A 21,338-nucleotide genomic window follows, 5' to 3' on the forward strand; every position below is an offset into this window, starting at 1 on the left:
CTTCCATGACCTTGCGTATCTGCGTTGCCCAGTTCAACTTTGTCGTCGGCGACCTGGCGGGCAATGCTCAAAAAATCATTGCAGCGGCCCGCGCGGCCCACGCGAACGGGGCCCGGCTACTGCTCACGCCCGAACTTTCCATCTGCGGCTACGCGGCAGAAGACCTGTTCTTCCGGCCATCGTTCATCGCCGCCTGTGATGATGCCGTGAAAACAGTGGCCCGCGAGCTGGCCGGGTTAAAGGACATGACGGTGGTGGTGGGGCATCCCGCTGCCGTCGAAGCGAGCGGACGGCGTACGCGTTCGGTCACCGTGCCCAACCGCGTCAATGCGGCCAGCGTCCTGTGCGAAGGGCGGGTGATCGCCAGCTATGCCAAGCGCGAGCTGCCCAACTACCAGGTCTTTGACGAACGGCGCTATTTCGTGCCGGGGCAGGATACCTGCGTGTTCGAGGCGGGTGCGGCCGGTGCGCGTCTCAAGGTCGGACTGCTGATCTGCGAGGACGCCTGGTACGAAGCGCCGGCACGCGAAACGCGTGCGGCCGGCGCCGAGCTGCTGGCTGTGATCAACGCATCACCCTTCCACGTGGGCAAGGGCGGTGAGCGGGAGGACATGATGCGACTGCGGGCCCGGGACTGCGGCTTGCCGCTGGTCTACGCCCATCTGGTCGGTGGCCAGGACGAGGTGGTCTTCGAGGGGCATTCTTTCGCCCTGCAGGCCGATGGTGCGTTGGCAGCACGGGCGCCGAGTTTTGCCGAGGACGCCTTCGTGGTGGACCTGCAGCGCAGCGCGGCCGGCGTGCAATTGCAGGGGGCGATCGAGCCTGATCGCAGCGCGGACGCCGACCTCTGGGATGCCCTGGTTCTGGGCGTGCGCGACTACGTGGGCAAGAACGGGTTTCCCGGCGCGATCATCGGCCTGTCCGGCGGCATCGACTCGGCCCTGGTTCTGGCCATCGCGGTCGATGCCTTGGGGGCCGAGCGGGTGCGCACGGTCATGATGCCCTCACCTTACACCGCCGACATCAGCTTGATCGACGCACGGGACATGGCCCGCCGCATGGGCGTGCAGTACGACGAGATCTCCATCGTGCCTGAGTTCGAGGCCTTCAAGGCCTCGCTGGCGCAGGAGTTCAGGGGCCTGCCGGAGGACACGACCGAGGAGAACATCCAGGCCCGCATCCGCGGCACGCTGCTGATGGCCCTGTCCAACAAGAGCGGTCACATCGTGCTGACCACGGGCAACAAGTCCGAGATGGCGACCGGTTACTGCACACTCTACGGCGACATGGCCGGCGGCTTTGCCGTGATCAAGGACCTGGCCAAGACCACGGTGTTCCGGCTGGCGCGCTGGCGCAATGCCCATGACCCGCACGGCAGCGGTGCCCATCCGATTCCCGAACGCATCATCACACGCCCCCCGAGCGCCGAGTTGCGGCCGGACCAGAAGGACCAGGACAGCCTGCCTGAATACGAGGTGCTGGACGCGATCGTCGAGCGCTATATGGAGAACGACCAGGGCATCGAGGAGATCGTGGCCCAGGGGTATGCACGGGCCGATGTGGAGAAGGTAACGCGCCTGATCAAGCTCAACGAATACAAGCGGCGCCAGGCGCCGGTGGGCATCCGGGTTACCCACCGCAGTTTTGGCAAGGATTGGCGTTATCCTATTACCAACAAGTTCCGGGCCTGACTTGCATCGCAGACAGGCCGACCGTCAGCTCATTCACCGACAGGAAGAAGATTCATGAAGCAGATTACCGCCATCATCAAGCCCTTCAAGCTCGAGGAAGTACGTGAGGCCTTGGCCGAGTGCGGCGTGACCGGCCTGACCGTCACCGAGGTCAAGGGCTTCGGCCGCCAGAAAGGTCATACCGAGCTCTACCGCGGGGCCGAATACGTGGTGGACTTCCTGCCCAAGGTCAAGGTCGAGGTGGTGGTCAAGACCGACGACGTGGACCGTTGCGTCGACGCCATCGTCAAGGCGGCCCGTACCGGCAAGATCGGCGACGGCAAGATCTTCATCACCTCGGTCGAGCGCGTGGTGCGTATCCGCACCGGTGAACTCGACAACTCGGCGATCTAAATTCCGTCGAGGCGCGGCGCGGGCGCCAAACCGGCCGCCTGTACCAGGCTGCTGAGCAGGGCCACCGGCTCATCGCCGGTCTGGATCAGGCTCATCTGCCAGTCACTCAGGAATTGCTGCTGCACGGTTGCGGCCAGGAAGGCCAGCAGACCGTCGTAATAGCCGCCACTGTTCAGGATCCCGACCGGTTTGTCGTGGTAGCCCAGCTGACGCCAGGTCCAGACCTCGAACAGCTCCTCGAAAGTACCGATGCCGCCTGGCAAGGCCACGAAGGCGTCGGCACGCTCGGCCATCATGCGTTTGCGGTCATGCATGGTGTCCACGATGTGCAGCTCGGTGCACTCGTGCAGGGCCCATTCCTTTTCCACCAGCGCCTTCGGGATGATGCCGACAACGCGGCCACCGGCTTGCAGGGTGGCTTCAGCCGCGATGCCCATCAATCCGGCTTTTCCGCCGCCGTAGACCAACTGGCCGCCATGCCGTCCGATCCACTGTCCCACGGTGCGCGCCATGTCGGAAAATTGCGGGTCCAGGCCTGGGCGCGAGCCGCAGTAGACACAAAGGGAGAAGGCGGGGCTCATGCGAGGAAACGCTGGTAGAGGGCGGCGCACCAGATGCCTGTGCACAGCAGCAGGCTCAGCAGCACGGCCGCACTGCCCATGTCCTTGGCGCGCTTGGACAGGTCGTGCCATTCGGGACCGATGCGGTCGATGGCGGTCTCGATGCCGGTGTTGAGCAGCTCGACGATCATGACAAAGAGGACGGCGCCAGCCAGCAGGGCCGTTTCCACCCAGTTGCGGCCGATCCAGAATGAGAGCGGCAGCAGGACCAGGGCGGCCAGGGCCTCCTGGCGAAACGCGGTCTCATGCCAGCCGGCCCGCAGGCCCTCGACAGAGTAACCCAGGGCGTGCCAGATGCGGCTCAGGCCGCGGCGCGCTTTTTGCGGGTTGACGGTGGTGTGGTGTAAATCGGGCATACGCTGATTGTCCACCAGCCCGATGACATCAGGCCTGCCGGGGGCGGGCATCGATCAGGCGGGTGCCGGCCAGCGCGTCATGCCAGAACTGCTGGGCGGGATGAAAGCGGCTGAGCAGGGCCCAGACCAACACCCAGCCGAGCACGATGACTGCAGATTCGGCCCCAGACAGGCTGAAGGGAGCGGTGGCCGCCAGCGGAGGCAGGAACCAGAGCCAGCTCAGTACATAGCGCAGCAGAGCGCGGCGCTGCGTCAGGGGCCGGCCGGCCAGGTCCACCACGCGGATATGCCAGGTTTTCATGGCCAGTGTCTGACCCTTGGACCAGAACCAGGCAAAGTAAATCCCCAGCACGACAAAAAGGAAGGCCTGTTGCAAAAAGCGGTTGTCCAGGGCGTGCCGGGTCTGGGACAAGGCGCTGAAGAGGTAGCCGGCAATGAAGACCACCCCGAACAGCAGCATGCCTTCGTACAGCCAGCAGGCCATGCGTCTCCACAGGCCGGGAGTGACAGGGGGGGTCCCGTCCCCTGGCGCCTCGGGCGCGGTCGTGCGGTCCGGAATCACTGCGCTTCGGCGGGCTCGTCTTCGTAGGGCGAGCGTTCAGGCTCGCTGCGTGCGGCCTCCGGCCGCGGCAGCAGGGTGTGCTGCTGGACCGGCAATGCAGCCTCAGCCAGATTGGGGCGCGGTGACGCCGACCGGCGGGGCACCTGGCTCAGTTTGGGGCTGGTGCCGGGTTTGACGGTGGCCACGCCGGCGGGCTGGGTTTTGGCCTGCTTGGCCAGCTGGCGTTTTTCCTCCGGGCTCAAGGCCTGGTAGGCCTCCCACTGGCTGGCTTTCTCCTCAGGCGTCAATTTCTTGATTTCCTTGAAATTCTGGCGGGCCTGGGTGCGCTGCTGCTGGCTCAAGGTGGCCCACTTGCTCATATGCAGATGCAGCTTGACCTGCTCCTCGGCGCTGAGGGTCGGGTAGTTTTTAGAGAGGGCCAGCCATTTCAGCTTGTGCTGCTCGCTCAGGCGGTCCCAGTGCGGGGCCAGGGGCTGCAGGGCCTGGCGCTGGGCCGGGGTCAGGTCTTTCCAGGTCGGCTTGTTCTGGAGGGGTGCCGCGGCCACAACGGCATTGCCGCTGGTGCTCCGGGCGGTGCTGTCGTGGCGGTAGAGGGATCGCCCGGTGACGGTCTGCCCGGCCGTGCCTTCGGACGGCGCGGCCAATGCCGGGAAGCACAAGGCGAGCAGCACAACGGCGACCAGACCACCCGGTCCGGAGATATGCCGGCGAGAAGAGGGAGGGCGGGGCAGCTGTTCCATGGCGGAATCTCAGTCCTGCCGCAACTTATCGATGCGGGCCTTGAGGAACTGGGCGAAGCCGGGGTCGGAGTAGGCGTCGGGGGGCAGATCGTCGGTCAGGATGGCGGCATCGAGCTCGGCCAGCTCTTCGGCGATCTGCTCGGTTCCCACCATCTGGATGGTCACCAGACCTGCGATCAGGGCCAGAAGGGGGATGAGGGACACCAGCCGGGGCCAGAGTCCGCGCTCGTCGTCGCCAGCACCCAGTGTCGCCACGCCACCACCGAGGGAAACGCTGGCGGTTTCCCGGACCTGGACTTCACGGTATTTACCCAGGGCCTGCTGGCGTGCGACGCGCAGCCGCTCGCTGATGTCGTGGGGCAGTTGCTGGGCGGACGCGTCCAGATAGGCTGCCAACTGGCGGCCGTAGCGGTCCTGGGTGGACAGATTGGCGGTGACGGACATGGTCTTCATAGTTGTATTCCCTTGGCCCTCAAGGCTTTGTTAAGAGCCTGGACCGCCCTGGAACAGTGCGTTTTCACACTGCCTTCGGAGCAGCCCATGGCCGCGGCGGTTTCCGCCACGTCCAGTTCCTCCCAGTAACGCATCAGGAAGGCTTCCCGTTGACGGGCTGGCAATTCCTGGATTTCCAGCTCGATTTCCCGGAAGATCTGGGCTCGCTGGGTCGAGCTTTCCGCGCTTTCCACCTGGGTGGAGGCGTCCGAACTGTCGAGATTTTCCAACAGATTGAATTCGCCGTCATCCCCTTCGGATTCGAAGTCGCCGAGGTTGGAGAACAGGGCGTTGCGTGTCTTCTGCCGGCGAAACCAGTCCAGGGTGGTGTTGGACAGGATGCGCTGAAACAGCATCGGCAGCTCATCGGGCGGCTTGTGGCTGTAGTGCTCCACCAGCTTCATCATGCTGTCCTGCACGATGTCCAGCGCCGACTCCTCATTGCGTACATGGTAGACCGAGCGCTTGAAAGCGCGCTTTTCCACGCTTTTGAGGAAGTCGGACAGTTCTTGTTCGGTGGCCAAGGGCTGGAACCAGGGGGCGCGAGGGAGTCTCTGTGATGGGATGGCGGCCCCAAAAGGCCGCTTTGGGGCAGGATTATGGCATCGAGCCTGACATTTATGCACGCACGACCGCGAATTTGAATGCTGCAGTGCGATAATGATCGCTGCGAATCAAAAAGCAAACGGGTCACGGTCCGGCGCGGCTATCCATGGCGCCCATGTCCTTGACCTCAAGTCCCGACGCGATGCCACAAGCGTTTGCGAAGGGGCACCCAAGGTTTTTCGTCAGAGAAATTCACAAAGGTTCATCATGGAAATTTCCAAGGCTGAAATCACTTCCGCCGCCGCAGCCAGTGCTGCCGGCCAGGCCGAAGAGCTGCGCGGCGCCGAGATCCTGGTCAAGGCCCTTCAGGCTGAGGACGTCAAGTACGTCTGGGGTTATCCCGGCGGCGCCGTCCTGCACATCTACGACGCTTTTTACAAGCAAGACACCATCCAGCACATCCTGGTGCGCCATGAGCAGGCCGCCGTGCATGCCGCTGACGGTTATGCGCGCGCCACCGGCGACGTGGGCGTGGCGCTGGTGACCTCCGGCCCGGGCGTCACCAACGCCATCACCGGGATTGCCACGGCCTATATGGACAGCATTCCGATGGTGATCATCACCGGTCAGGTGCCCACCGCCGCCATCGGCCTGGACGCCTTCCAGGAGTGCGACACCGTGGGCATCACCCGCCCCATCGTCAAGCACAACTTCCTGGTCAAGGACGCCAACGACCTGGCCGAGACCATGAAGAAGGCTTTCCACATCGCGCGCAGCGGTCGCCCCGGCCCCGTGGTGGTGGATATCCCGAAAGACGTCTCTTTCAAGAAGGTGCCCTACGCCGGTTACCCCGAGTCGGTGACCATGCGCTCGTACAACCCCGTGCGCAAGGGCCACGCGGGCCAGATCCGCAAGGCCTTGCAGTTGCTGCTGACCGCCAAGCGCCCCTACATCTATACCGGCGGCGGCGTATTGCTGGGCAACGCCACGGCGGAACTGCGCACCCTGGTGGACATGCTGGGGTATCCCTGCACCAACACCTTGATGGGCCTGGGGGCGTATCCGGCCACCGATCCCAAGTTCCTGGGCATGCTGGGCATGCACGGCACGATCGAGGCCAACAACGCCATGCAGAACTGCGACGTGCTGCTGGCCGTGGGGGCGCGCTTCGATGACCGCGTGATCGGCAACCCCAAGCATTTCGCACAGAACGAGCGCAAGATCATCCACATCGACATCGACCCGTCGAGCATCTCCAAGCGCGTCAAGGTCGACATCCCGATCGTGGGTGACGTCAAGGATGTGTTGACCGAGATGATCGCCATGATCAAGGAAAGCCCGGTCCGGCCCGACGCGAATGCGCTGGGCGCCTGGTGGGAGGCGATCGACGGCTGGCGCAAGCGCGACTGCCTGAAGTACGACCGTGGCAACAAGGATGTGATCAAGCCCCAGTTCGTGATCGAGACCCTGTGGAACATGACCAAGGACGTCGACACCTACATCACGTCCGACGTTGGCCAGCACCAGATGTGGGCGGCGCAGTACTACAAGTTCAACGAGCCGCGCCGCTGGATCAACTCCGGGGGGCTGGGCACCATGGGCGTGGGCATCCCCTATGCCATGGGCATCAAGCTGGCCAAGCCCGAGAGCGAGGTTTTCTGCGTGACGGGCGAAGGCTCGGTGCAGATGTGCATCCAGGAACTCTCGACCTGCCTGCAATACAACACGCCGATCAAGATTCTGTCGCTGAATAACCGCTACCTGGGCATGGTGCGCCAGTGGCAGGAGATCGAGTACTCCGGCCGCTACAGCCACAGCTACATGGACGCGCTGCCCAATTTCGTGAAGCTTGCCGAGGCCTATGGCCACGTTGGCATGCTGATCGAGAAGCCGCAGGACGTGGAGCCGGCGCTGCGCGAAGCGCGCAAGCTCAAGGACCGCACGGTCTTCATGGACTTCCGCACCGACCCCACCGAGAACGTGTTCCCGATGGTCAAGGCCGGCATGGGCATCACCGAGATGCTGCTGGGGGCCGAAGACCTGTAAGCCGGTGCGGCCATCCAGGCCGCACCATCTCAACTGAAGACGAATCTATTGCTCGCCAAGCCCGGTCGTTACCGCGACCGGGGGAGGGCGACGAAAAGAGGAATCCACTTATGAAACACATCATTGCAGTATTGCTGGAGAACGAGCCTGGCGCGCTCTCCCGCGTGGTGGGCCTGTTTTCGGCCCGTGGTTACAACATCGAGTCCCTGACTGTCGCCCCGACCGAAGATCCGAGCCTCTCGCGCATGACGATCGAGACCACCGGTTCCGATGACGTGATCGAGCAGATCACCAAGCACCTGAACCGTCTGATTGAAGTGGTCAAGGTCGTCGACCTGACCGAGGGCGCCTACATCGAGCGCGAGCTCATGATGGTCAAGGTGCGTGCGGTGGGCAAGGAGCGTGAGGAGATGAAGCGCATGGCGGACATCTTCCGCGGTCGTATCATCGACGTCACCGACAAGAGCTACACCATCGAGATGACGGGTGACCAGTCCAAGAACGATGCCTTCCTCGAGGCGATCGATCGCGGCGCCATCCTCGAGACGGTGCGTACCGGCAGCAGCGGCATCGGCCGCGGCGAGCGCATTCTGCGCGTCTGAACAACCAAGTTTTACCTAGGAGAAAAGAAGTGAAAGTTTTCTACGACAAGGACTGTGACCTGAGCCTGATCAAGGGCAAGACCGTGGCCATCATCGGCTACGGCAGCCAGGGCCATGCCCACGCCCAGAACCTGAACGATAGCGGCGTGAAGGTCGTGGTCGGCCTGCGCAAGGGCGGCGCTTCGTGGGACAAGGTCGGCAAGGCCGGCCTGACCGTGATGGAAGTGAACGACGCCGTGAAGATGGCCGACGTGGTCATGATCCTGCTGCCCGATGAGCAGATCGCCGAGGTGTACACCAACAACGTGGCGCCCAACATCAAGAAGGGTGCTTCGCTGGCCTTCGCCCACGGCTTCAACGTGCACTACAACCAGGTCGTGCCGCGCGCCGACCTGGACGTCTGGATGGTGGCGCCGAAGGCTCCCGGCCATACCGTGCGCAACACCTACACCCAAGGCGGCGGTGTTCCGCACCTGGTGGCCGTGCATCAGGACAAGAGCGGCAAGGCCCGTGACCTGGCCCTGTCCTACGCCATGGCCAATGGCGGCGGCAAGGCCGGCATCATCGAGACCAACTTCAAGGAAGAGACCGAGACCGACCTGTTCGGCGAGCAGGCCGTCCTGTGCGGTGGCGCCGTCGAGCTGATCAAGATGGGCTACGAGACCCTGGTCGAAGCCGGTTACGCTCCCGAGATGGCCTATTTCGAGTGCCTGCACGAGCTCAAGCTCATCGTGGACCTGATCTACGAAGGCGGCATTGCCAACATGAATTACTCCATCTCCAACAACGCCGAGTACGGCGAGTACGTGACCGGACCCGAGGTGATCAACGAGCAGTCGCGCGCCGCCATGCGCAACGCGCTCAAGCGCATCCAGAACGGCGACTACGCCAAGATGTTCATCCTGGAAGGCCGCACCAACTATCCGAGCATGACGGCCCGTCGCCGCAACATGGCTGAACACAGCATCGAGAAGGTGGGTGGTCAGCTGCGCGCCATGATGCCCTGGATCGCCAAGAACAAGCTGGTCGACCAGACCCGCAACTGATCGGTTTTGACCGCATGCAACAAGGCCACTTCGGTGGCCTTGTTTTTTTCGTCTCATGCAGGCGTGGCCTGCTTTACACTTGCCGCCATGAATACTCAAGACCTTGATACACAGACCTGCCGCTGCGGGACGGAGGTGCGATATGCATGATGGCGCAGAGGATCGTATCGGCGAGGGGGAAGCCGTGATGGTGCGCAAGCGCCGCAAGGGCATCTACATCCTGCCCAATCTGTTCACCCTGGGCGGCCTGTTTGGTGGCTTTTATGCCGTCGTCATGGCCATGAACGGCCGGTTCGATCTGGCGGCCATCGGCGTCTTCTCCGCCATGGTGCTCGACAGCCTGGACGGACGGGTCGCGCGCATGACCAATACCCAGAGCGCGTTTGGCGAGCAGATGGACTCGCTGTCTGACATGGTGTCCTTTGGCGCGGCGCCGGCCTTGATCGCCTACGAGTGGGCGCTCAAAGGGCTGGGACGCTGGGGCTGGATTGCCGCCTTTGTCTACTGTGCTTGCGCCGCCTTGCGCCTGGCGCGTTTCAACGTCAACACGGGGGTGGTCGACAAGCGCTATTTCCAGGGCTTGCCCTCGCCTGCCGCTGCGGCCTTGGTGACGGGGTTCATCTGGATCATGACGGAGCTCGATGTGACGGGCCCGACCGTGGCCTGGCCCATGTTCGTGCTGGCCCTGTATGCCGGCCTGACCATGGTCAGCAATGTGCCGTTCTACAGCTTCAAGGACGTCCACATGAAGAAGAGCGTGCCCTTTGTGGTCATCGTCCTGATCGCCCTGGGCATTGCCGTCGTCAACATCCATCCGCCGGTGGTGCTGTTCGGTGTCTTCGTGATCTATGGGCTGAGTGGTTATTTTGTCTATGCCTGGCGCAGGGCCAAGGGCAAGCCGACCAGCGTCATCAGCACATCGACCGACGAGCCCGAAGAGCGGGGCTTGCATCAATAATTGGCTCCATAGAATATGGCCATGCGATGTGTCTTTGATTGTGGTACATTGAAGCCATGAAGAAATTCTCGCTAGCACTACTGCTGCATCGCCACAACGGGCGGAATTAGTAGCGCGCGCGAAATTCCCATCAAAGGCCCGTATGCATCTGCAGCGGGCCTTTTGCTTTTACGGTTGTTGATTTTTTGCGGAAGACGAACAGGAGTTTGAGATGGCTGACAAACTGATCATTTTCGATACCACCTTGCGTGACGGCGAGCAGTCGCCTGGCGCGTCCATGACCAAAGATGAGAAGCTGCGCATCGCCCGCCAGCTGGAGCGCCTGAAGGTGGACGTGATCGAGGCCGGTTTCGCCGCCAGCTCCAACGGGGACTTCGAAGCGATCCAGAACATCGCCAATGCGATCAAGGATTCCACGATCTGCTCGCTCTCGCGTGCCAACGACCGCGACATCTCGCGCGCCGCCGAAGCACTCAAGGGGGCCAACCGTGCGCGTATCCACACCTTCATCGCCACGTCGCCGCTGCATATGGAGAAGAAGCTGCGCATGAGCCCCGAGCAGGTTCTGGAGCAGGCCAAGCTGGCCGTGCGGTTTGCCCGCAACCAGGTGGCCGACGTGGAGTTCAGTGCTGAAGACGGCTATCGCAGCGAGATGGATTTCCTCTGCCGCGTGGTCGAGGCGGTCATCAAGGAAGGGGCGACCACCATCAACATCCCGGACACGGTGGGGTATGCCGTGCCCGAGCTGTATGGCAATTTCATCAAGACCCTGCGTGAGCGCGTGCCGAATTCCGACAAGGCGATCTGGTCGGTGCATTGCCACAACGACCTGGGCATGGCGGTGGCCAACTCGCTGGCCGGCGTGAAGATCGGCGGTGCGCGCCAGGTCGAGTGCACCATCAATGGCCTGGGTGAGCGCGCGGGCAACTGCAGCCTCGAAGAGATCGTCATGGCCGTGAAGACCCGCCGCGACTACTTCAACCTGGAGGTCGGCATCGACACCGCCCAGATCGTTCCGGCCAGTCGCATGGTTAGCCAGACCACCGGCTTCGTGGTGCAACCCAACAAGGCCGTGGTGGGCGCCAATGCCTTCGCCCATGCTTCCGGCATTCATCAGGACGGCGTGCTCAAGGCGCGCGACACCTATGAAATCATGCGCGCTGAAGATGTGGGCTGGAGTGCCAACAAGATCGTGCTGGGCAAGCTGAGCGGGCGCAACGCCTTCAAGCAGCGCCTGCAGGATCTGGGCGTGGCGCTGGAGAGCGAGGGGGAGCTCAACACGGCGTTCGCCCGTTTCAAGGAGCTGGCCGATCGCAAGAGCGAGATCTTCGACGAGGACATCCTGGCCCTGGTGAGCGACGAGAGCGTGACCAGCGAGAAGGAGCAGTACGGCTTCATCTCGCTTTCACAGCACAGCGAAACCGGCGAGCGGCCGCATGCATCCATCGTGATCACGGTGGAGGGCAAGGAAGTGCATGGCGAGTCGGATGGCAACGGCCCGGTGGATGCTTCGCTCAAGGCCATTGAGTCGAACGTCAAGAGCGGTGCAGAGATGGTGCTGTATTCGGTCAATGCCATCAGTGGCTCGACCGAAAGCCAGGGCGAGGTGACCGTGCGTCTGCAAAACAGTGGGCGCGTGGTCAATGGTGTCGGGTCGGATCCCGATATCGTGGTCGCCTCGGCCAAGGCATATCTGAGTGCCCTCAACAAGTTGCACAGCAAAGCTGATCGGGTAGCGGCGCAGGGCTAGGGTTACTACTTATATATGTAAGAGTTTGTTGAGAAAAGCCACACAAGTGGTTGATCCTGCATGAGATTTTCGGTATAACCTTTCTTCAGAGGGTGCCATGAAGAGAGGGTGCCGTTTTTTCTCCTGCAGGGTCGGACTGGTGAACCACTTACATCGTTTTATCTGGGTTGGGGCGGCGTCGCTCTTTGTGACGCTGTCGGCTGCATCCGGGCAAGCTATTGCTGCGTCGTCCGGCGCCAGCAGTGCCCAGTCCGGTGCCAAACCCAAGGTCATCAAGACCGCCTACCAGGCCAAGCGCAAGGCGTATGCCAAGCGCCCCTCCGCCCGCATCGTGCGCCCGGTCCGTCCCTCGGACGGCATGCGCGCCGGCTTGCATGGCGCCACCGATCCCCTGTCCCTGCGTTCCAGCGTGGCCTACGTCATCGACCAGGAAACCCAGGAAGTGCTGCTCAGCAAGAACGAAGAGGCTGTGCTGCCGATTGCGTCGCTGACCAAGCTCATGACGGGCCTGCTGATCAGCGAGGCTGAGCTGCCCCTGGACGAGATGCTCACCATCACCCAGGCCGATGTGGATACCGAAAAGGGCAGCACGTCCCGCCTGCGTGTGGGCTCCACCCTGAGCCGCGGGGAGCTCATGCATCTGGCGCTGATGTCCAGTGAAAACCGTGCGGCGCACGCCTTGGGTCGGACCTATCCGGGTGGCCTGCAGGTGTTTGTCGAGATGATGAACGCCAAGGCGCAACTGTTGGGTATGCAAGACACGCAATATGTCGAGCCCACGGGGCTGTCCAGCAAGAACCGCTCCAGTGCCAGGGACCTGGCGGTGCTGGTGAACGTGGCGTCGGACGACCCGCTGTTGCGCGAATACTCCACCTCTCCTGCCTATCAGGTCGCTGTGGGGCGTCGCAAGCTCATGTTCAGCAATACCAATCGACTGGTCAAGAACCCGACCTGGGAGATCGGCCTGCAGAAGACAGGCTACATCTCCGAGGCCGGTCAGTGCCTGGTGATGCAAGCCAGAGTGGCGGGGCGCAACCTGATCATGGTGTTCCTGGATTCCGCTGGCAAGCTCAGTCGTCTGGGCGACGCCGAGCGCGTGCGCCGTTGGGTCGAGTCCATCCCCGCCCGGCCGGTCGTTCCGCTGACCGAGAACCACCTCGACGCGAAGTCGCCACTCTTCTTCTGAAGAAGCTGGCGGGCACCAGGCCCGCCTAGCGCTTTTCTGCCCCGGGCTGGTAGCCCAGCATGCGCGAAATCTCGCTGGCCACCGTTTCCAGCTTGGGAAGCCATTCCTTGTCGAGCCGGCCCGTGGGTGCGGAGATCGACAGGCCGGCAATCAGCTTGCCCTGATCGTCATGGATACCGGCAGCCATGCAGTGCACACCCAGTTCCAGTTCCTCGTCATCATGGGCGGTCCCGTACTGGCGTACCTTGGCCAATTCGCGTTCAAGCACGGGCAGTTGGGTGATGCTGTTCTTGGTGTGGCCGGCCAGACCCGTGCGGGTGGCGTATGCGCGGACACGCTGGGGATCGTCGGCCGCCAGGAAGAGCTTGCCCACCGAGGTGAGGTGTAGTGGCGCCCGTCCGCCGATGGCGCGCACCACCTGCATGCCCGAGCGCTCGCTGTAGGCGCGTTCGATGTAGACGATTTCGTCACCCTGGCGCATGCTCAGGTTCACCGGCTGCTGGATCAGGCGGTGCAGTTCGCGCATGGGGGTGATGGCTGCGTCGCGCACGTTGAGGCGAGCTTTGACCAGATTGCCCAGTTCAAGCAGACGCATGCCCAGGCGGTAGGTGCCAGGCTGCGGCCGGTCGACGTACCGGCCGGTGGCCAGGTCGTTGAGGATGCGGTGCGCCGTGGAGGGGTGCAGACCGGTCTTCTCGCTGATTTCCTTCAGGGAAATCGCTTCTTCACGCGAGGCCAGCACGTCCATCAGGGTGAACATGCGCTCGATCACCTGCACGGTGGGCGTGACGACGGCATCCGGGTCTTTTTTCTTCATCGGGTACGCTCCTGCAAACAAGCCCGATTTTACCTCGTGAAATCACTCTCTGGCCGGCGACATTTCGCCATCAGGGCCGACCGCCAGCCACTGGCCTTGCACCAGCCGCTCGTGCGGACCGAAGCGCGCCTTGTAATTCATTTTCGGGCTGTCCTCGATCCAGTAGCCGAGGTAGACATGCGGCAGCCCCAGCAGGCGCGCCTGTTCAATCTGCCAGAGCACGCTGTGGGTGCCATAACTGGCCTCGCGTCCAGGCTCGTAGAAGGTGTAGACCGCCGAGAGGCCGTCGTCCAGGACGTCGAGCACGGAAACCATGCGCAGCGGGCCGGGCGAGCCGTCACCCAGCGTTTCGCGGAACTCGACCAGGCGCGAATTGACCCGGCTCTGGAGCAGGAACTGGGTGTACTGGTCGATGCTGTCCTGGTCCATGCCACCGCCAGCGTGCCGCCCGTTCTGGTAGCGCAGATAGAGCTGGTAGTGCTCGGGCACAAAGCACAGGCGCGAGACGCGGGCCTGCAGGTTCCGATGCTGCTTCCAGGCGCGGCGCTGGCTGCGCGTAGGCTGGAAGTCCTGCACACGCACGCGCAGCGGTACGCAGGCCTGGCAGCCATCACAGTGCGGCCGATAGGTGAACATGCCACTGCGGCGAAACCCCTGGGAGACCAGTTCCGAGTAGGTGGAGTTGTTGATCAGGTGGCTGGGCGTGGCCACCTGGGAGCGTGCAAGACGGCCGCTCAGGTAGCTGCACGGGTACGGTGCCGTGGCATAGAACTGCAGACTCTGGAGGGGCAGGTCCTTGAGGTGCGTCACGTCGACTCCGCGGGGGACATCATCAGTTCACGCCAGTATAGGGGGTCGAACTGCCAGCGGGGGCCGGACTGCGCCTGCGCCGCCGCGATATGGCGCAAAAAATCCACACGCGGAATTTCATGGGCGCCCAGCGAGGCAAGGTGCTGGGTGTTTTGCTGGCAGTCGATCATGGTGATGCCCTGGTGGCGACAAAAGGCCACCAGGGCGGCCAGCGCGATCTTGGAGGCGTCGGTCATGCGGGCGAACATGGATTCACCGAACACTGCGCGGCCCAGGGCCATGCAATAGAGCCCGCCCACGAGCCGCCCGTTGATCCAGGTCTCCACGCTGTGGGCGTGGCCGGCGCGGTGCAGTTCGCCATAGGCCTGCACCATGGGCGGCACGATCCACGTGCCGTCCTGGCCTTCGCGCGGGCTGTTGGCGCAGGCGCCGATCACATCGTCAAAAGCGGAGTCGAAGCGGATTTCGCATCCGTCGGTCGAGATGAATTTCTGCAAGGTCTTGCGCAGTGAGCGATGCAGCCTGAACCGGCCCACCTCCAGCACCATGCGCGGGTCCGGGCTCCACCACAGGATGGGCTGCCCCGTGCTGAACCAGGGGAAGATGCCGTGCCCATAGGCCCGGCACAGGCTGTCGACATCCAGGCTGCCACCGGCAGCCAGCAGGCCGGGAGCCTCGGAGCCGGCCCCCCAGGCCTGGCTGGTGGCCGGGAACTCTTCGCCGGGTTCGAGCCAGGGCAGGGGAACGGAACGTGTGCGCATGGAGAAACTTTATCCCAAGGGCGTCGTGTCAGGTGGAATGGCAGAGGTGTGCCGGTAGAATACGCAGCTTGTCGGGGCGTAGCGCAGCCTGGTAGCGCATCTGCTTTGGGAGCAGAGGGTCGTACGTTCGAATCGTATCGCCCCGACCATCTTTCTGTCTGATCTCGATGAGATCCATCCTCACACACGTCACCTTCCTCTTGCTGCTGCTGTCGGGTCCGATGGCCATGGCCTGGACCCTGCAGGGCCAGGTGGTCGCCATCGTCAGCGCTGACACCATCCGAGTGCGCGATGAGCGCAAGGTCCAGCACACGGTGCGTCTGGCCGGGATCGATGCGCCGGAGAAGTTCCAGAAGCATGCCCAGCGCTCGGAGGATGCCTTGCGCGAGTTCGTGTTCCAGAAATACGTGACGGTGGACGTGCCCCGCCAGGGCGGCTCGCCGCGTCTGGGCAAGGTGGTCGTGGCCGGCCGTGATGTCAGCCTGGAGCTGCTTGCCGATGGCGCGGCCTGGTACGACCCATCCCGCGCGCAGGATCTGGTGGAGCAGGATCGCCAGGCCTATGCCGCCGCGCAGGCCGATGCCCGTGAGCGGCGTGCAGGACTCTGGCGTGACAGCAAGCCCATCCCGCCTTGGGAATACCGCGCAGGCCGCCGCAAATAGACTGGGCCCGGCCCGCATCGGCCCCCGGCGGAACCCCGCAGGGCCTCGTCAGATTTTCAGCGTCTCGACACGCGCCTGCGGTTGCAGCCAGCGCTGCACGGCGATCTGCAATTGATCCGTCGGGCCGGTGGTCAGCCAGCGCAAGGTGGGCTGACCCGTGTCGACGACTTGCCTTAGCACGCGGCGCGTCTGCCGCGCGACCGGGGCACCGCTGTCCATGAGGTCCACATCGGGTCCCAACAGGGACTGCAGGTTCTCCGCGATCAGCGGATAGTGGGTACAACCCAGCACCACGGTGTCGATCTGGCCTGCCTCGTGGCCGCAGGCGCCCAGGGCCTGTGTGTAGCGGCGGCCCAGGGACTCGATGCGTGCGCTGTCCTGATGCTCGATGGCGTCCGCGAGGCCGTCGCAGGCTTGCAGCATGAATTCGACCTCGCCTTGCAATGAGTCCAGCAGGGCCCGGAACTTGGCACTTTGCAGCGTGCTGCGCGTGGCCAGCACGCCTACGCGCCGGGTCCGGCTGCGTTGCACCGCAGGCTTGAGGGCGGGTTCCACCCCTACGATGGGGAGTTCGGGGTGTTGTTCGCGCAACAGGCTGATGGCTGCTGCCGTGGCGGTATTGCACGCCACGACCAGGGCCTGGATGTCATGGGCCTCGATCAGGTGGCGCGCAATGGCTTGCGAGCGCTCGATGACATGGTCCGGCTCGCGCTCCCCGTAGGGGGCGTGGCCGCTGTCGGCCAGGTAGACAAAGGGCTGGTGCGGCAACTCGGCGCGTAGCGCCTGCAGGACGCTCAAGCCCCCGATGCCGCTGTCGAAGACGCCGACCGGTCGCGTCACGCTGCTCAGGCGGTCGCGAGCGCGATGCCCTTGAACTCGCCGCTGGCGATGCGCTTGCTCCACTCGGCGGGGCCGGTGACGTGCGCGCTTGTACCGCCGGCGTCCACCGCCACGGTCACCGGCATATCGACCACGTCGAACTCGTAGATGGCCTCCATGCCCAGGTCCTCGAAGCCCACCACCTTGGCCGTCTTGATGGCCTTGCTGACCAGGTAGGCCGCACCGCCCACGGCCATCAGGTAGGCGCTCTTGTGCTGGCGGATCACCTCCACAGCCTCGGGGCCGCGCTCGGCCTTGCCGATCATGGCGATCAGGCCGGTCTGGCCCAGCATGGTCTCGGTGAACTTGTCCATGCGCGTGGCCGTGGTCGGGCCGGCCGGGCCCACGGCCTCACCCTTGACCGGGTCGACCGGGCCCACGTAATAGATGACGCGGTTGGTGAAGTCCACCGGCAGCTTCTCGCCACGGCCCAGCATGTCGGCGATGCGCTTGTGTGCGGCGTCGCGGCCGGTGAGCATCTTGCCGTTGAGCAGCAGGGTGTCGCCCGGTTTCCAGCTCGCTACTTCGTCCTTGGTGAGCTTGTCGAGGTCCACGCGCTTGCTCTTCTTCGTGTCAGGCGTCCAGTTCACATTGGGCCAGAGGTCCAGGCTGGGCGGATCCAGGTAGACCGGGCCCGAGCCGTCCATGACGAAGTGCGCATGGCGCGTCGCGGCGCAGTTGGGGATCATGGCCACGGGCTTGCTGGCGGCGTGGGTGGGGTACATGTTGATCTTCACGTCCAGCACCGTGGTCAGGCCGCCCAGGCCCTGGGCGCCGATGCCCAGCGCGTTGACCTTCTCGTACAGCTCCAGGCGCAACTCCTCTACCTGGGTGAGCTTTTCGCCTTTGGCGGCCTTGGCCTGCAACTCGTACATGTTGAGGTCTTCCATCAGGCTTTCCTTGGCCATCAGGACGGCTTTCTCGGCGGTGCCGCCGATGCCGATGCCCAGCATGCCCGGCGGGCACCAGCCCGCGCCCATGGTGGGCACGGTCTTGAGCACCCAGTCGACGATGGAGTCGCTGGGGTTCATCATGACCATCTTGCTCTTGTTCTCGGAACCACCGCCCTTGGCGGCCACGGTGACTTCGACCTTGTCGCCGGCCACAATCTCCGTGAAGATGACCGCGGGGGTGTTGTCCTTGGTGTTCTTGCGGGCGAACTGCGGGTCGGCCAGCACGCTGGCGCGCAGCGTGTTGTCCGGGTGGTTGTACGCGCGACGCACGCCTTCGTTGATGGCGTCTTCGAGGCTGCCGGTGAAACCCTCCCAGCGTACGTCCATGCCGACCTTGAGGAAGACGTTGACGATGCCGGTGTCCTGGCAGATCGGGCGGTGGCCCGTGGCGCTCATCTTGCTGTTGGTCAGGATCTGTGCGATCGCGTCCTTGGCCGCAGGGCTCTGTTCGCGCGCGTAGGCGCGGGCCAGGTGGGCAATGTAGTCGGCCGGGTGGTAGTAGCTGATGTACTGCAGGGCGGCGGCGACGGATTCGATCAGGTCGGCTTGCTTGATGTGCGTGGTCATGATGCGAAAACTCTGGGAGTGGGTCAGTGATGGTCTGCGGCCGAGGACGACATCAGCTTGTCGGTGTAGGCGATGGCGATGGCCGACAGCAGGAAGGTGATGTGGATGACTGTCTGGGCGATCAGCACCCGGTCGGTGTAGTTGTCGGCATTGATGAAGGTCTTGAGCAGGTGGATCGAGCTGATGCCGATGATGGCAGTGGCCAGCTTGACCTTGAGCACCGAGGCATTGACGTGGCTCAGCCATTCCGGCTGGTCGCGGTGGCCTTCCAGGTCCATGCGGCTGACGAAGGTCTCGTAGCCGCCGACGATGACCATGATCAGCAGGTTGGAGATCATGACCACGTCGATCAGCGCCAGCACCACCAGCATGATGACGGTCTCGTTCAGCGTGGTGATGGGCGCCGTGGTCTTGTAGCCGATGCTCGTGACCAGGGCCTGCAGGGCGGCCTGGCTGCCGAAGGCGGCCTCCACCAGATGCAGCAGTTCGAACAGGAAATGATAGACATAGACGCCCTGGGCGACGATCAGGCCGAGGTAAAGAGGCAACTGCAGCCAACGGCTGGAGAAAATCAGTGCGGGCAGGGGGCGCAGGGGGGAAGTCTTCGACGGTTCAGGGGTGGACATGGGGCGTTCTGCGGGTTTCTATGTAGAGCCATGATTTTAGGCGGCATTTCAAACCGTACCGGGATTCGGTACATTGCGAGATGGTGTCAAGTCAGTGACTTGTAAGGGCAAAACCCGACATTGCGGGGCGATCCAATTTCAACCAGAGGAAACAAACCATGAGTTCACCTTCGTCCGCCATCGAATCCGTCCTGGTCGAGAACCGTGTCTTTCCCCCGGCGGATGCGGTCGTCAGGGCGGCACGTATCTCCGGCATGGCGCAGTACCAGGCCATGTGTGACGCCTTCGACAAGGATTTCGAAGGCACGTGGGCCAGGCTGGCGCGCGAGAACCTCGTCTGGAACAAGCCCTTCACGCGTACCCTGGACCAGTCCCGGGCCCCGTTCTACAAGTGGTTCGACGACGGTGAGCTCAACGCCTCGGCCAACTGCCTGGACAAGCACATGGGCACGTCGACCGAGAACAAGACCGCCATCATTTTCGAGGCCGACGATGGCACGGTGACCAAGGTCACGTACAAGGAGCTGCTGGCCAGGGTGAGCCAGTTCGCCAATGCGCTCAAGGCCCAGGGTGTCAAGAAGGGCGATCGTGTCCTGGTCTACATGCCCATGACGATCGAGGGCGTGGTGGCCATGCAGGCCTGCGCGCGCATCGGCGCCACCCACTCGGTGGTGTTCGGTGGTTTCTCGGCCAAGTCGCTGCAGGAGCGCATCATCGACGCCGGCGCCGTGGCCGTGATCACGGCCAACTACCAGATGCGCGGCGGCAAGGAACTGCCGCTCAAGGCTATCGTGGACGAGGGTCTGGCCATGGGCGGCTGCGAGTCCATCAAGACCGTGCTGGTCTACCAGCGCACCGCGACGGCCTGCCCTATGGTGGCCGGCCGCGACAAGACCTTTGTCGAGGCGCTGGCCGGGCAGAGCACCGAATGCGCACCGACCTCCGTGGGCGCCGAGCACCCGCTCTTCATTCTCTACACCTCGGGCTCCACGGGCAAGCCCAAGGGCGTGCAGCACGCCACCGGCGGCTACCTGCTGTGGGCCCGGCTGACCATGGACTGGACTTTTGATCTGAGGCCGTCCGACGTCTTCTGGTGCACGGCCGACATCGGCTGGATCACGGGCCACACCTACGTGGCCTACGGCCCGCTGGCCGCAGGCGCGACGCAGATCGTCTTCGAAGGCGTGCCGACCTACCCGAACGCCGGCCGCTTCTGGCAGATGATCGAGAAGCACAAGTGCACGATCTTCTACACCGCCCCCACGGCGATCCGTTCGCTGATCAAGGCGGCCGAAGGCGATGAGAAAGTGCATCCGGCCCGTTCCAACCTGAGCAGCCTGCGCATTCTGGGCTCGGTGGGCGAGCCCATCAACCCGGAAGCCTGGATGTGGTACCACAAGCACGTGGGCGGCGAGCGTTGTCCCATCGTGGACACCTTCTGGCAGACCGAGACCGGGGGGCACATGATTACCCCGCTGCCGGGTGCCACGCCGCTGGTGCCGGGTTCCTGCACGCTGCCGCTGCCGGGTATTACCGCGGCCATCGTCGATGAAGCCGGCCATGACGTGCCCAATGGCTCGGGCGGCATCCTGGTGGTGAAGAAGCCCTGGCCGTCCATGATCCGCACCATCTGGGGCGACCCCGAGCGCTTCAAGAAGAGCTACTTTCCCGAGGAACTCAAGGGCTATTACCTGGCCGGAGATGGCGCGGTGCGCAGCGCAGACCGCGGCTACTTCCGCATCACCGGCCGCATCGACGATGTGCTCAACGTCAGCGGTCACCGCATGGGCACGATGGAGATCGAGTCGGCCCTGGTGTCCAAGACCGACCTGGTGGCCGAGGCTGCCGTGGTGGGCCGTCCCGACGATCTGACCGGCGAAGCCATCTGCGCTTTCGTGGTGCTCAAGCGTTCCCGTCCGACCGGCGAGGAAGCCAAGCAGATCGCCAAGGAACTGCGCGACTGGGTGGCCAAGGAAATCGGCCCGATCGCGAAACCGAAGGACATCCGCTTCGGCGACAACCTGCCCAAGACCCGCAGCGGCAAGATCATGCGCCGCCTGCTGCGCTCCATCGCCAAGGGCGAGGCCATCACCTCGGACACTTCAACGTTGGAAAACCCCGCAATTCTCGATCAATTGTCGCAGAACAACTGATCGAGAAAGCGCCGAGAGGCGCCAAGCGCGCAGCGCTGTTGCGGGGTTGGACGGCACTCATACCGACACAGCCGATGTGATGTGCCGGCAAAACCGGCCATCCTGGATCAGTTGTCGCAGAA

General features: G+C 63.7%; 22 protein-coding genes and 1 tRNA gene. 11 read left to right on the plus strand and 12 right to left on the minus strand.

The annotated features are described in order from the left end of the window. Positions 1 to 5: 5 nt before the first annotated feature. Positions 6 to 1,691, plus strand: a complete 1,686-nt coding sequence (locus AC1RRP_RS14025; protein WP_493037166.1) for an NAD+ synthase — start codon at positions 6 to 8, stop codon at positions 1,689 to 1,691. 54 nt (positions 1,692 to 1,745) lie between these two features. Further along, complete coding sequence (locus AC1RRP_RS14030; protein ID WP_493037168.1) at positions 1,746 to 2,084, plus strand: P-II family nitrogen regulator; 339 nt, start codon at positions 1,746 to 1,748, stop codon at positions 2,082 to 2,084. Here the strand turns inward: AC1RRP_RS14030 and AC1RRP_RS14035 are convergent. From AC1RRP_RS14035 to AC1RRP_RS14060, 6 genes are read right to left on the minus strand one after another with little or no spacing between them, the layout of a single operon-like run. After that, complete coding sequence (locus tag AC1RRP_RS14035) at positions 2,081 to 2,665, minus strand: LOG family protein (protein WP_493037170.1); 585 nt, start codon at positions 2,663 to 2,665, stop codon at positions 2,081 to 2,083. The genes AC1RRP_RS14030 and AC1RRP_RS14035 overlap by 4 nt on opposite strands. Further along, positions 2,662 to 3,060 (minus strand): diacylglycerol kinase, encoded by a 399-nt coding sequence (locus AC1RRP_RS14040; protein ID WP_493037172.1) that lies wholly within the window; start codon positions 3,058 to 3,060, stop codon positions 2,662 to 2,664. The genes AC1RRP_RS14035 and AC1RRP_RS14040 overlap by 4 nt, the downstream gene beginning before the upstream one ends. A gap of 28 nt (positions 3,061 to 3,088) precedes the next feature. Then, positions 3,089 to 3,622 (minus strand): RDD family protein, encoded by a 534-nt coding sequence (locus AC1RRP_RS14045; protein ID WP_493037174.1) that lies wholly within the window; start codon positions 3,620 to 3,622, stop codon positions 3,089 to 3,091. Further along, positions 3,619 to 4,362, minus strand: coding sequence for a DUF3106 domain-containing protein (locus AC1RRP_RS14050; protein ID WP_493037176.1), 744 nt, complete (start codon positions 4,360 to 4,362; stop codon positions 3,619 to 3,621). Before AC1RRP_RS14050 ends, AC1RRP_RS14045 begins: the two co-directional genes overlap by 4 nt. 9 nt (positions 4,363 to 4,371) lie before the next feature. Further along, positions 4,372 to 4,815 (minus strand): DUF3619 family protein, encoded by a 444-nt coding sequence (locus AC1RRP_RS14055; RefSeq protein ID WP_493037178.1) that lies wholly within the window; start codon positions 4,813 to 4,815, stop codon positions 4,372 to 4,374. Beyond that, positions 4,812 to 5,378: an RNA polymerase sigma factor gene (locus AC1RRP_RS14060; protein WP_493037180.1), complete on the minus strand. Its 567-nt coding sequence runs from the start codon at positions 5,376 to 5,378 to the stop codon at positions 4,812 to 4,814. Before AC1RRP_RS14060 ends, AC1RRP_RS14055 begins: the two co-directional genes overlap by 4 nt. A gap of 289 nt (positions 5,379 to 5,667) precedes the next feature. On the opposite strand from AC1RRP_RS14060, the gene AC1RRP_RS14065 reads away from it, so the two are divergent. From AC1RRP_RS14065 to AC1RRP_RS14090, 6 genes are all read left to right on the plus strand, one after another. Then, positions 5,668 to 7,446, plus strand: a complete 1,779-nt coding sequence (locus AC1RRP_RS14065; RefSeq protein ID WP_493037182.1) for an acetolactate synthase 3 catalytic subunit — start codon at positions 5,668 to 5,670, stop codon at positions 7,444 to 7,446. Between the two features lie 110 nt (positions 7,447 to 7,556). Then, positions 7,557 to 8,048 (plus strand): acetolactate synthase small subunit, encoded by a 492-nt coding sequence (gene ilvN / locus AC1RRP_RS14070; RefSeq protein ID WP_493037184.1) that lies wholly within the window; start codon positions 7,557 to 7,559, stop codon positions 8,046 to 8,048. 29 nt (positions 8,049 to 8,077) lie between these two features. After that, on the plus strand, positions 8,078 to 9,094 hold the full coding sequence (gene ilvC / locus AC1RRP_RS14075) for a ketol-acid reductoisomerase (protein ID WP_493037186.1): 1,017 nt from the start codon (positions 8,078 to 8,080) through the stop codon (positions 9,092 to 9,094). 142 nt (positions 9,095 to 9,236) lie between these two features. Continuing rightward, a complete protein-coding gene (gene pssA, locus AC1RRP_RS14080; protein ID WP_493037188.1) occupies positions 9,237 to 10,052 on the plus strand; it encodes a CDP-diacylglycerol--serine O-phosphatidyltransferase in 816 nt (271 codons plus the stop codon). 211 nt (positions 10,053 to 10,263) lie between these two features. Continuing rightward, positions 10,264 to 11,802: a 2-isopropylmalate synthase gene (locus AC1RRP_RS14085; RefSeq protein ID WP_493037190.1), complete on the plus strand. Its 1,539-nt coding sequence runs from the start codon at positions 10,264 to 10,266 to the stop codon at positions 11,800 to 11,802. A gap of 139 nt (positions 11,803 to 11,941) precedes the next feature. Continuing rightward, complete coding sequence (locus AC1RRP_RS14090; RefSeq protein WP_493037192.1) at positions 11,942 to 12,988, plus strand: serine hydrolase; 1,047 nt, start codon at positions 11,942 to 11,944, stop codon at positions 12,986 to 12,988. 25 nt (positions 12,989 to 13,013) lie between these two features. On the opposite strand, the gene AC1RRP_RS14095 is transcribed toward AC1RRP_RS14090, so the two are convergent. The 3 genes from AC1RRP_RS14095 to aat are packed head-to-tail and all read right to left on the minus strand — an operon-like array spanning position 13,014 to position 15,376. Further along, positions 13,014 to 13,805, minus strand: coding sequence for an IclR family transcriptional regulator (locus AC1RRP_RS14095; RefSeq protein ID WP_493037194.1), 792 nt, complete (start codon positions 13,803 to 13,805; stop codon positions 13,014 to 13,016). A gap of 42 nt (positions 13,806 to 13,847) precedes the next feature. After that, the gene (locus AC1RRP_RS14100) at positions 13,848 to 14,615 is read right to left on the minus strand and encodes an arginyltransferase (protein ID WP_493037196.1); all 768 of its coding nucleotides are present in this window, start codon (positions 14,613 to 14,615) and stop codon (positions 13,848 to 13,850) included. Next, positions 14,612 to 15,376 (minus strand): leucyl/phenylalanyl-tRNA--protein transferase, encoded by a 765-nt coding sequence (gene aat / locus AC1RRP_RS14105; RefSeq protein WP_493037197.1) that lies wholly within the window; start codon positions 15,374 to 15,376, stop codon positions 14,612 to 14,614. The genes AC1RRP_RS14100 and aat overlap by 4 nt, the downstream gene beginning before the upstream one ends. Positions 15,377 to 15,448: 72 nt before the next feature. On the opposite strand from aat, the gene AC1RRP_RS14110 reads away from it, so the two are divergent. Together AC1RRP_RS14110 and AC1RRP_RS14115 are read left to right on the plus strand one after the other, a co-directional pair. Beyond that, a tRNA-Pro gene (locus tag AC1RRP_RS14110) sits at positions 15,449 to 15,525 on the plus strand. Between the two features lie 18 nt (positions 15,526 to 15,543). Continuing rightward, entirely contained in the window at positions 15,544 to 16,038 is a 495-nt protein-coding gene (locus AC1RRP_RS14115; RefSeq protein WP_493037199.1) for a thermonuclease family protein, read from the plus strand. A 48-nt stretch (positions 16,039 to 16,086) separates the two neighbouring features. Here the strand turns inward: AC1RRP_RS14115 and murI are convergent, their stop codons facing one another. From murI to AC1RRP_RS14130, 3 genes are read right to left on the minus strand one after another with little or no spacing between them, the layout of a single operon-like run. Continuing rightward, a complete protein-coding gene (gene murI, locus AC1RRP_RS14120) occupies positions 16,087 to 16,878 on the minus strand; it encodes a glutamate racemase (RefSeq protein WP_493037201.1) in 792 nt (263 codons plus the stop codon). 5 nt (positions 16,879 to 16,883) lie between these two features. Continuing rightward, positions 16,884 to 18,437 (minus strand): fumarate hydratase, encoded by a 1,554-nt coding sequence (locus AC1RRP_RS14125; RefSeq protein ID WP_493037203.1) that lies wholly within the window; start codon positions 18,435 to 18,437, stop codon positions 16,884 to 16,886. Positions 18,438 to 18,460: 23 nt separating this feature from the next. Further along, a complete protein-coding gene (locus tag AC1RRP_RS14130; RefSeq protein WP_493037205.1) occupies positions 18,461 to 19,063 on the minus strand; it encodes a TIGR00645 family protein in 603 nt (200 codons plus the stop codon). Between the two features lie 158 nt (positions 19,064 to 19,221). On the opposite strand from AC1RRP_RS14130, the gene acs reads away from it, so the two are divergent. Beyond that, positions 19,222 to 21,216 (plus strand): acetate--CoA ligase, encoded by a 1,995-nt coding sequence (gene acs, locus AC1RRP_RS14135; RefSeq protein WP_493037207.1) that lies wholly within the window; start codon positions 19,222 to 19,224, stop codon positions 21,214 to 21,216. Positions 21,217 to 21,338 lie beyond the last annotated feature (122 nt).

It is taken from the genome of Hylemonella sp. GW821-FHT12C09 (genome assembly GCF_058807395.1).

What these genes read in the sequence shown, in the direction of transcription:
- AC1RRP_RS14035 (WP_493037170.1), bottom strand. Translation starts at nt 2,665, where the DNA reads ATGAGCCCCGCCTTCTCCCTTTGTGTCTACTGCGGCTCGCGCCCAGGC.
- AC1RRP_RS14030 (WP_493037168.1), top strand. Translation starts at nt 1,746, where the DNA reads ATGAAGCAGATTACCGCCATCATCAAGCCCTTCAAGCTCGAGGAAGTA.
- AC1RRP_RS14055 (WP_493037178.1), bottom strand. Translation starts at nt 4,815, where the DNA reads ATGAAGACCATGTCCGTCACCGCCAATCTGTCCACCCAGGACCGCTAC.
- aat (WP_493037197.1), bottom strand. Translation starts at nt 15,376, where the DNA reads ATGCGCACACGTTCCGTTCCCCTGCCCTGGCTCGAACCCGGCGAAGAG.
- AC1RRP_RS14130 (WP_493037205.1), bottom strand. Translation starts at nt 19,063, where the DNA reads ATGTCCACCCCTGAACCGTCGAAGACTTCCCCCCTGCGCCCCCTGCCC.
- ilvN (WP_493037184.1), top strand. Translation starts at nt 7,557, where the DNA reads ATGAAACACATCATTGCAGTATTGCTGGAGAACGAGCCTGGCGCGCTC.
- acs (WP_493037207.1), top strand. Translation starts at nt 19,222, where the DNA reads ATGAGTTCACCTTCGTCCGCCATCGAATCCGTCCTGGTCGAGAACCGT.
- AC1RRP_RS14125 (WP_493037203.1), bottom strand. Translation starts at nt 18,437, where the DNA reads ATGACCACGCACATCAAGCAAGCCGACCTGATCGAATCCGTCGCCGCC.
- pssA (WP_493037188.1), top strand. Translation starts at nt 9,237, where the DNA reads ATGCATGATGGCGCAGAGGATCGTATCGGCGAGGGGGAAGCCGTGATG.
- AC1RRP_RS14065 (WP_493037182.1), top strand. Translation starts at nt 5,668, where the DNA reads ATGGAAATTTCCAAGGCTGAAATCACTTCCGCCGCCGCAGCCAGTGCT.
- AC1RRP_RS14025 (WP_493037166.1), top strand. Translation starts at nt 6, where the DNA reads ATGACCTTGCGTATCTGCGTTGCCCAGTTCAACTTTGTCGTCGGCGAC.
- AC1RRP_RS14115 (WP_493037199.1), top strand. Translation starts at nt 15,544, where the DNA reads ATGAGATCCATCCTCACACACGTCACCTTCCTCTTGCTGCTGCTGTCG.
- AC1RRP_RS14040 (WP_493037172.1), bottom strand. Translation starts at nt 3,060, where the DNA reads ATGCCCGATTTACACCACACCACCGTCAACCCGCAAAAAGCGCGCCGC.
- AC1RRP_RS14050 (WP_493037176.1), bottom strand. Translation starts at nt 4,362, where the DNA reads ATGGAACAGCTGCCCCGCCCTCCCTCTTCTCGCCGGCATATCTCCGGA.
- AC1RRP_RS14085 (WP_493037190.1), top strand. Translation starts at nt 10,264, where the DNA reads ATGGCTGACAAACTGATCATTTTCGATACCACCTTGCGTGACGGCGAG.
- AC1RRP_RS14095 (WP_493037194.1), bottom strand. Translation starts at nt 13,805, where the DNA reads ATGAAGAAAAAAGACCCGGATGCCGTCGTCACGCCCACCGTGCAGGTG.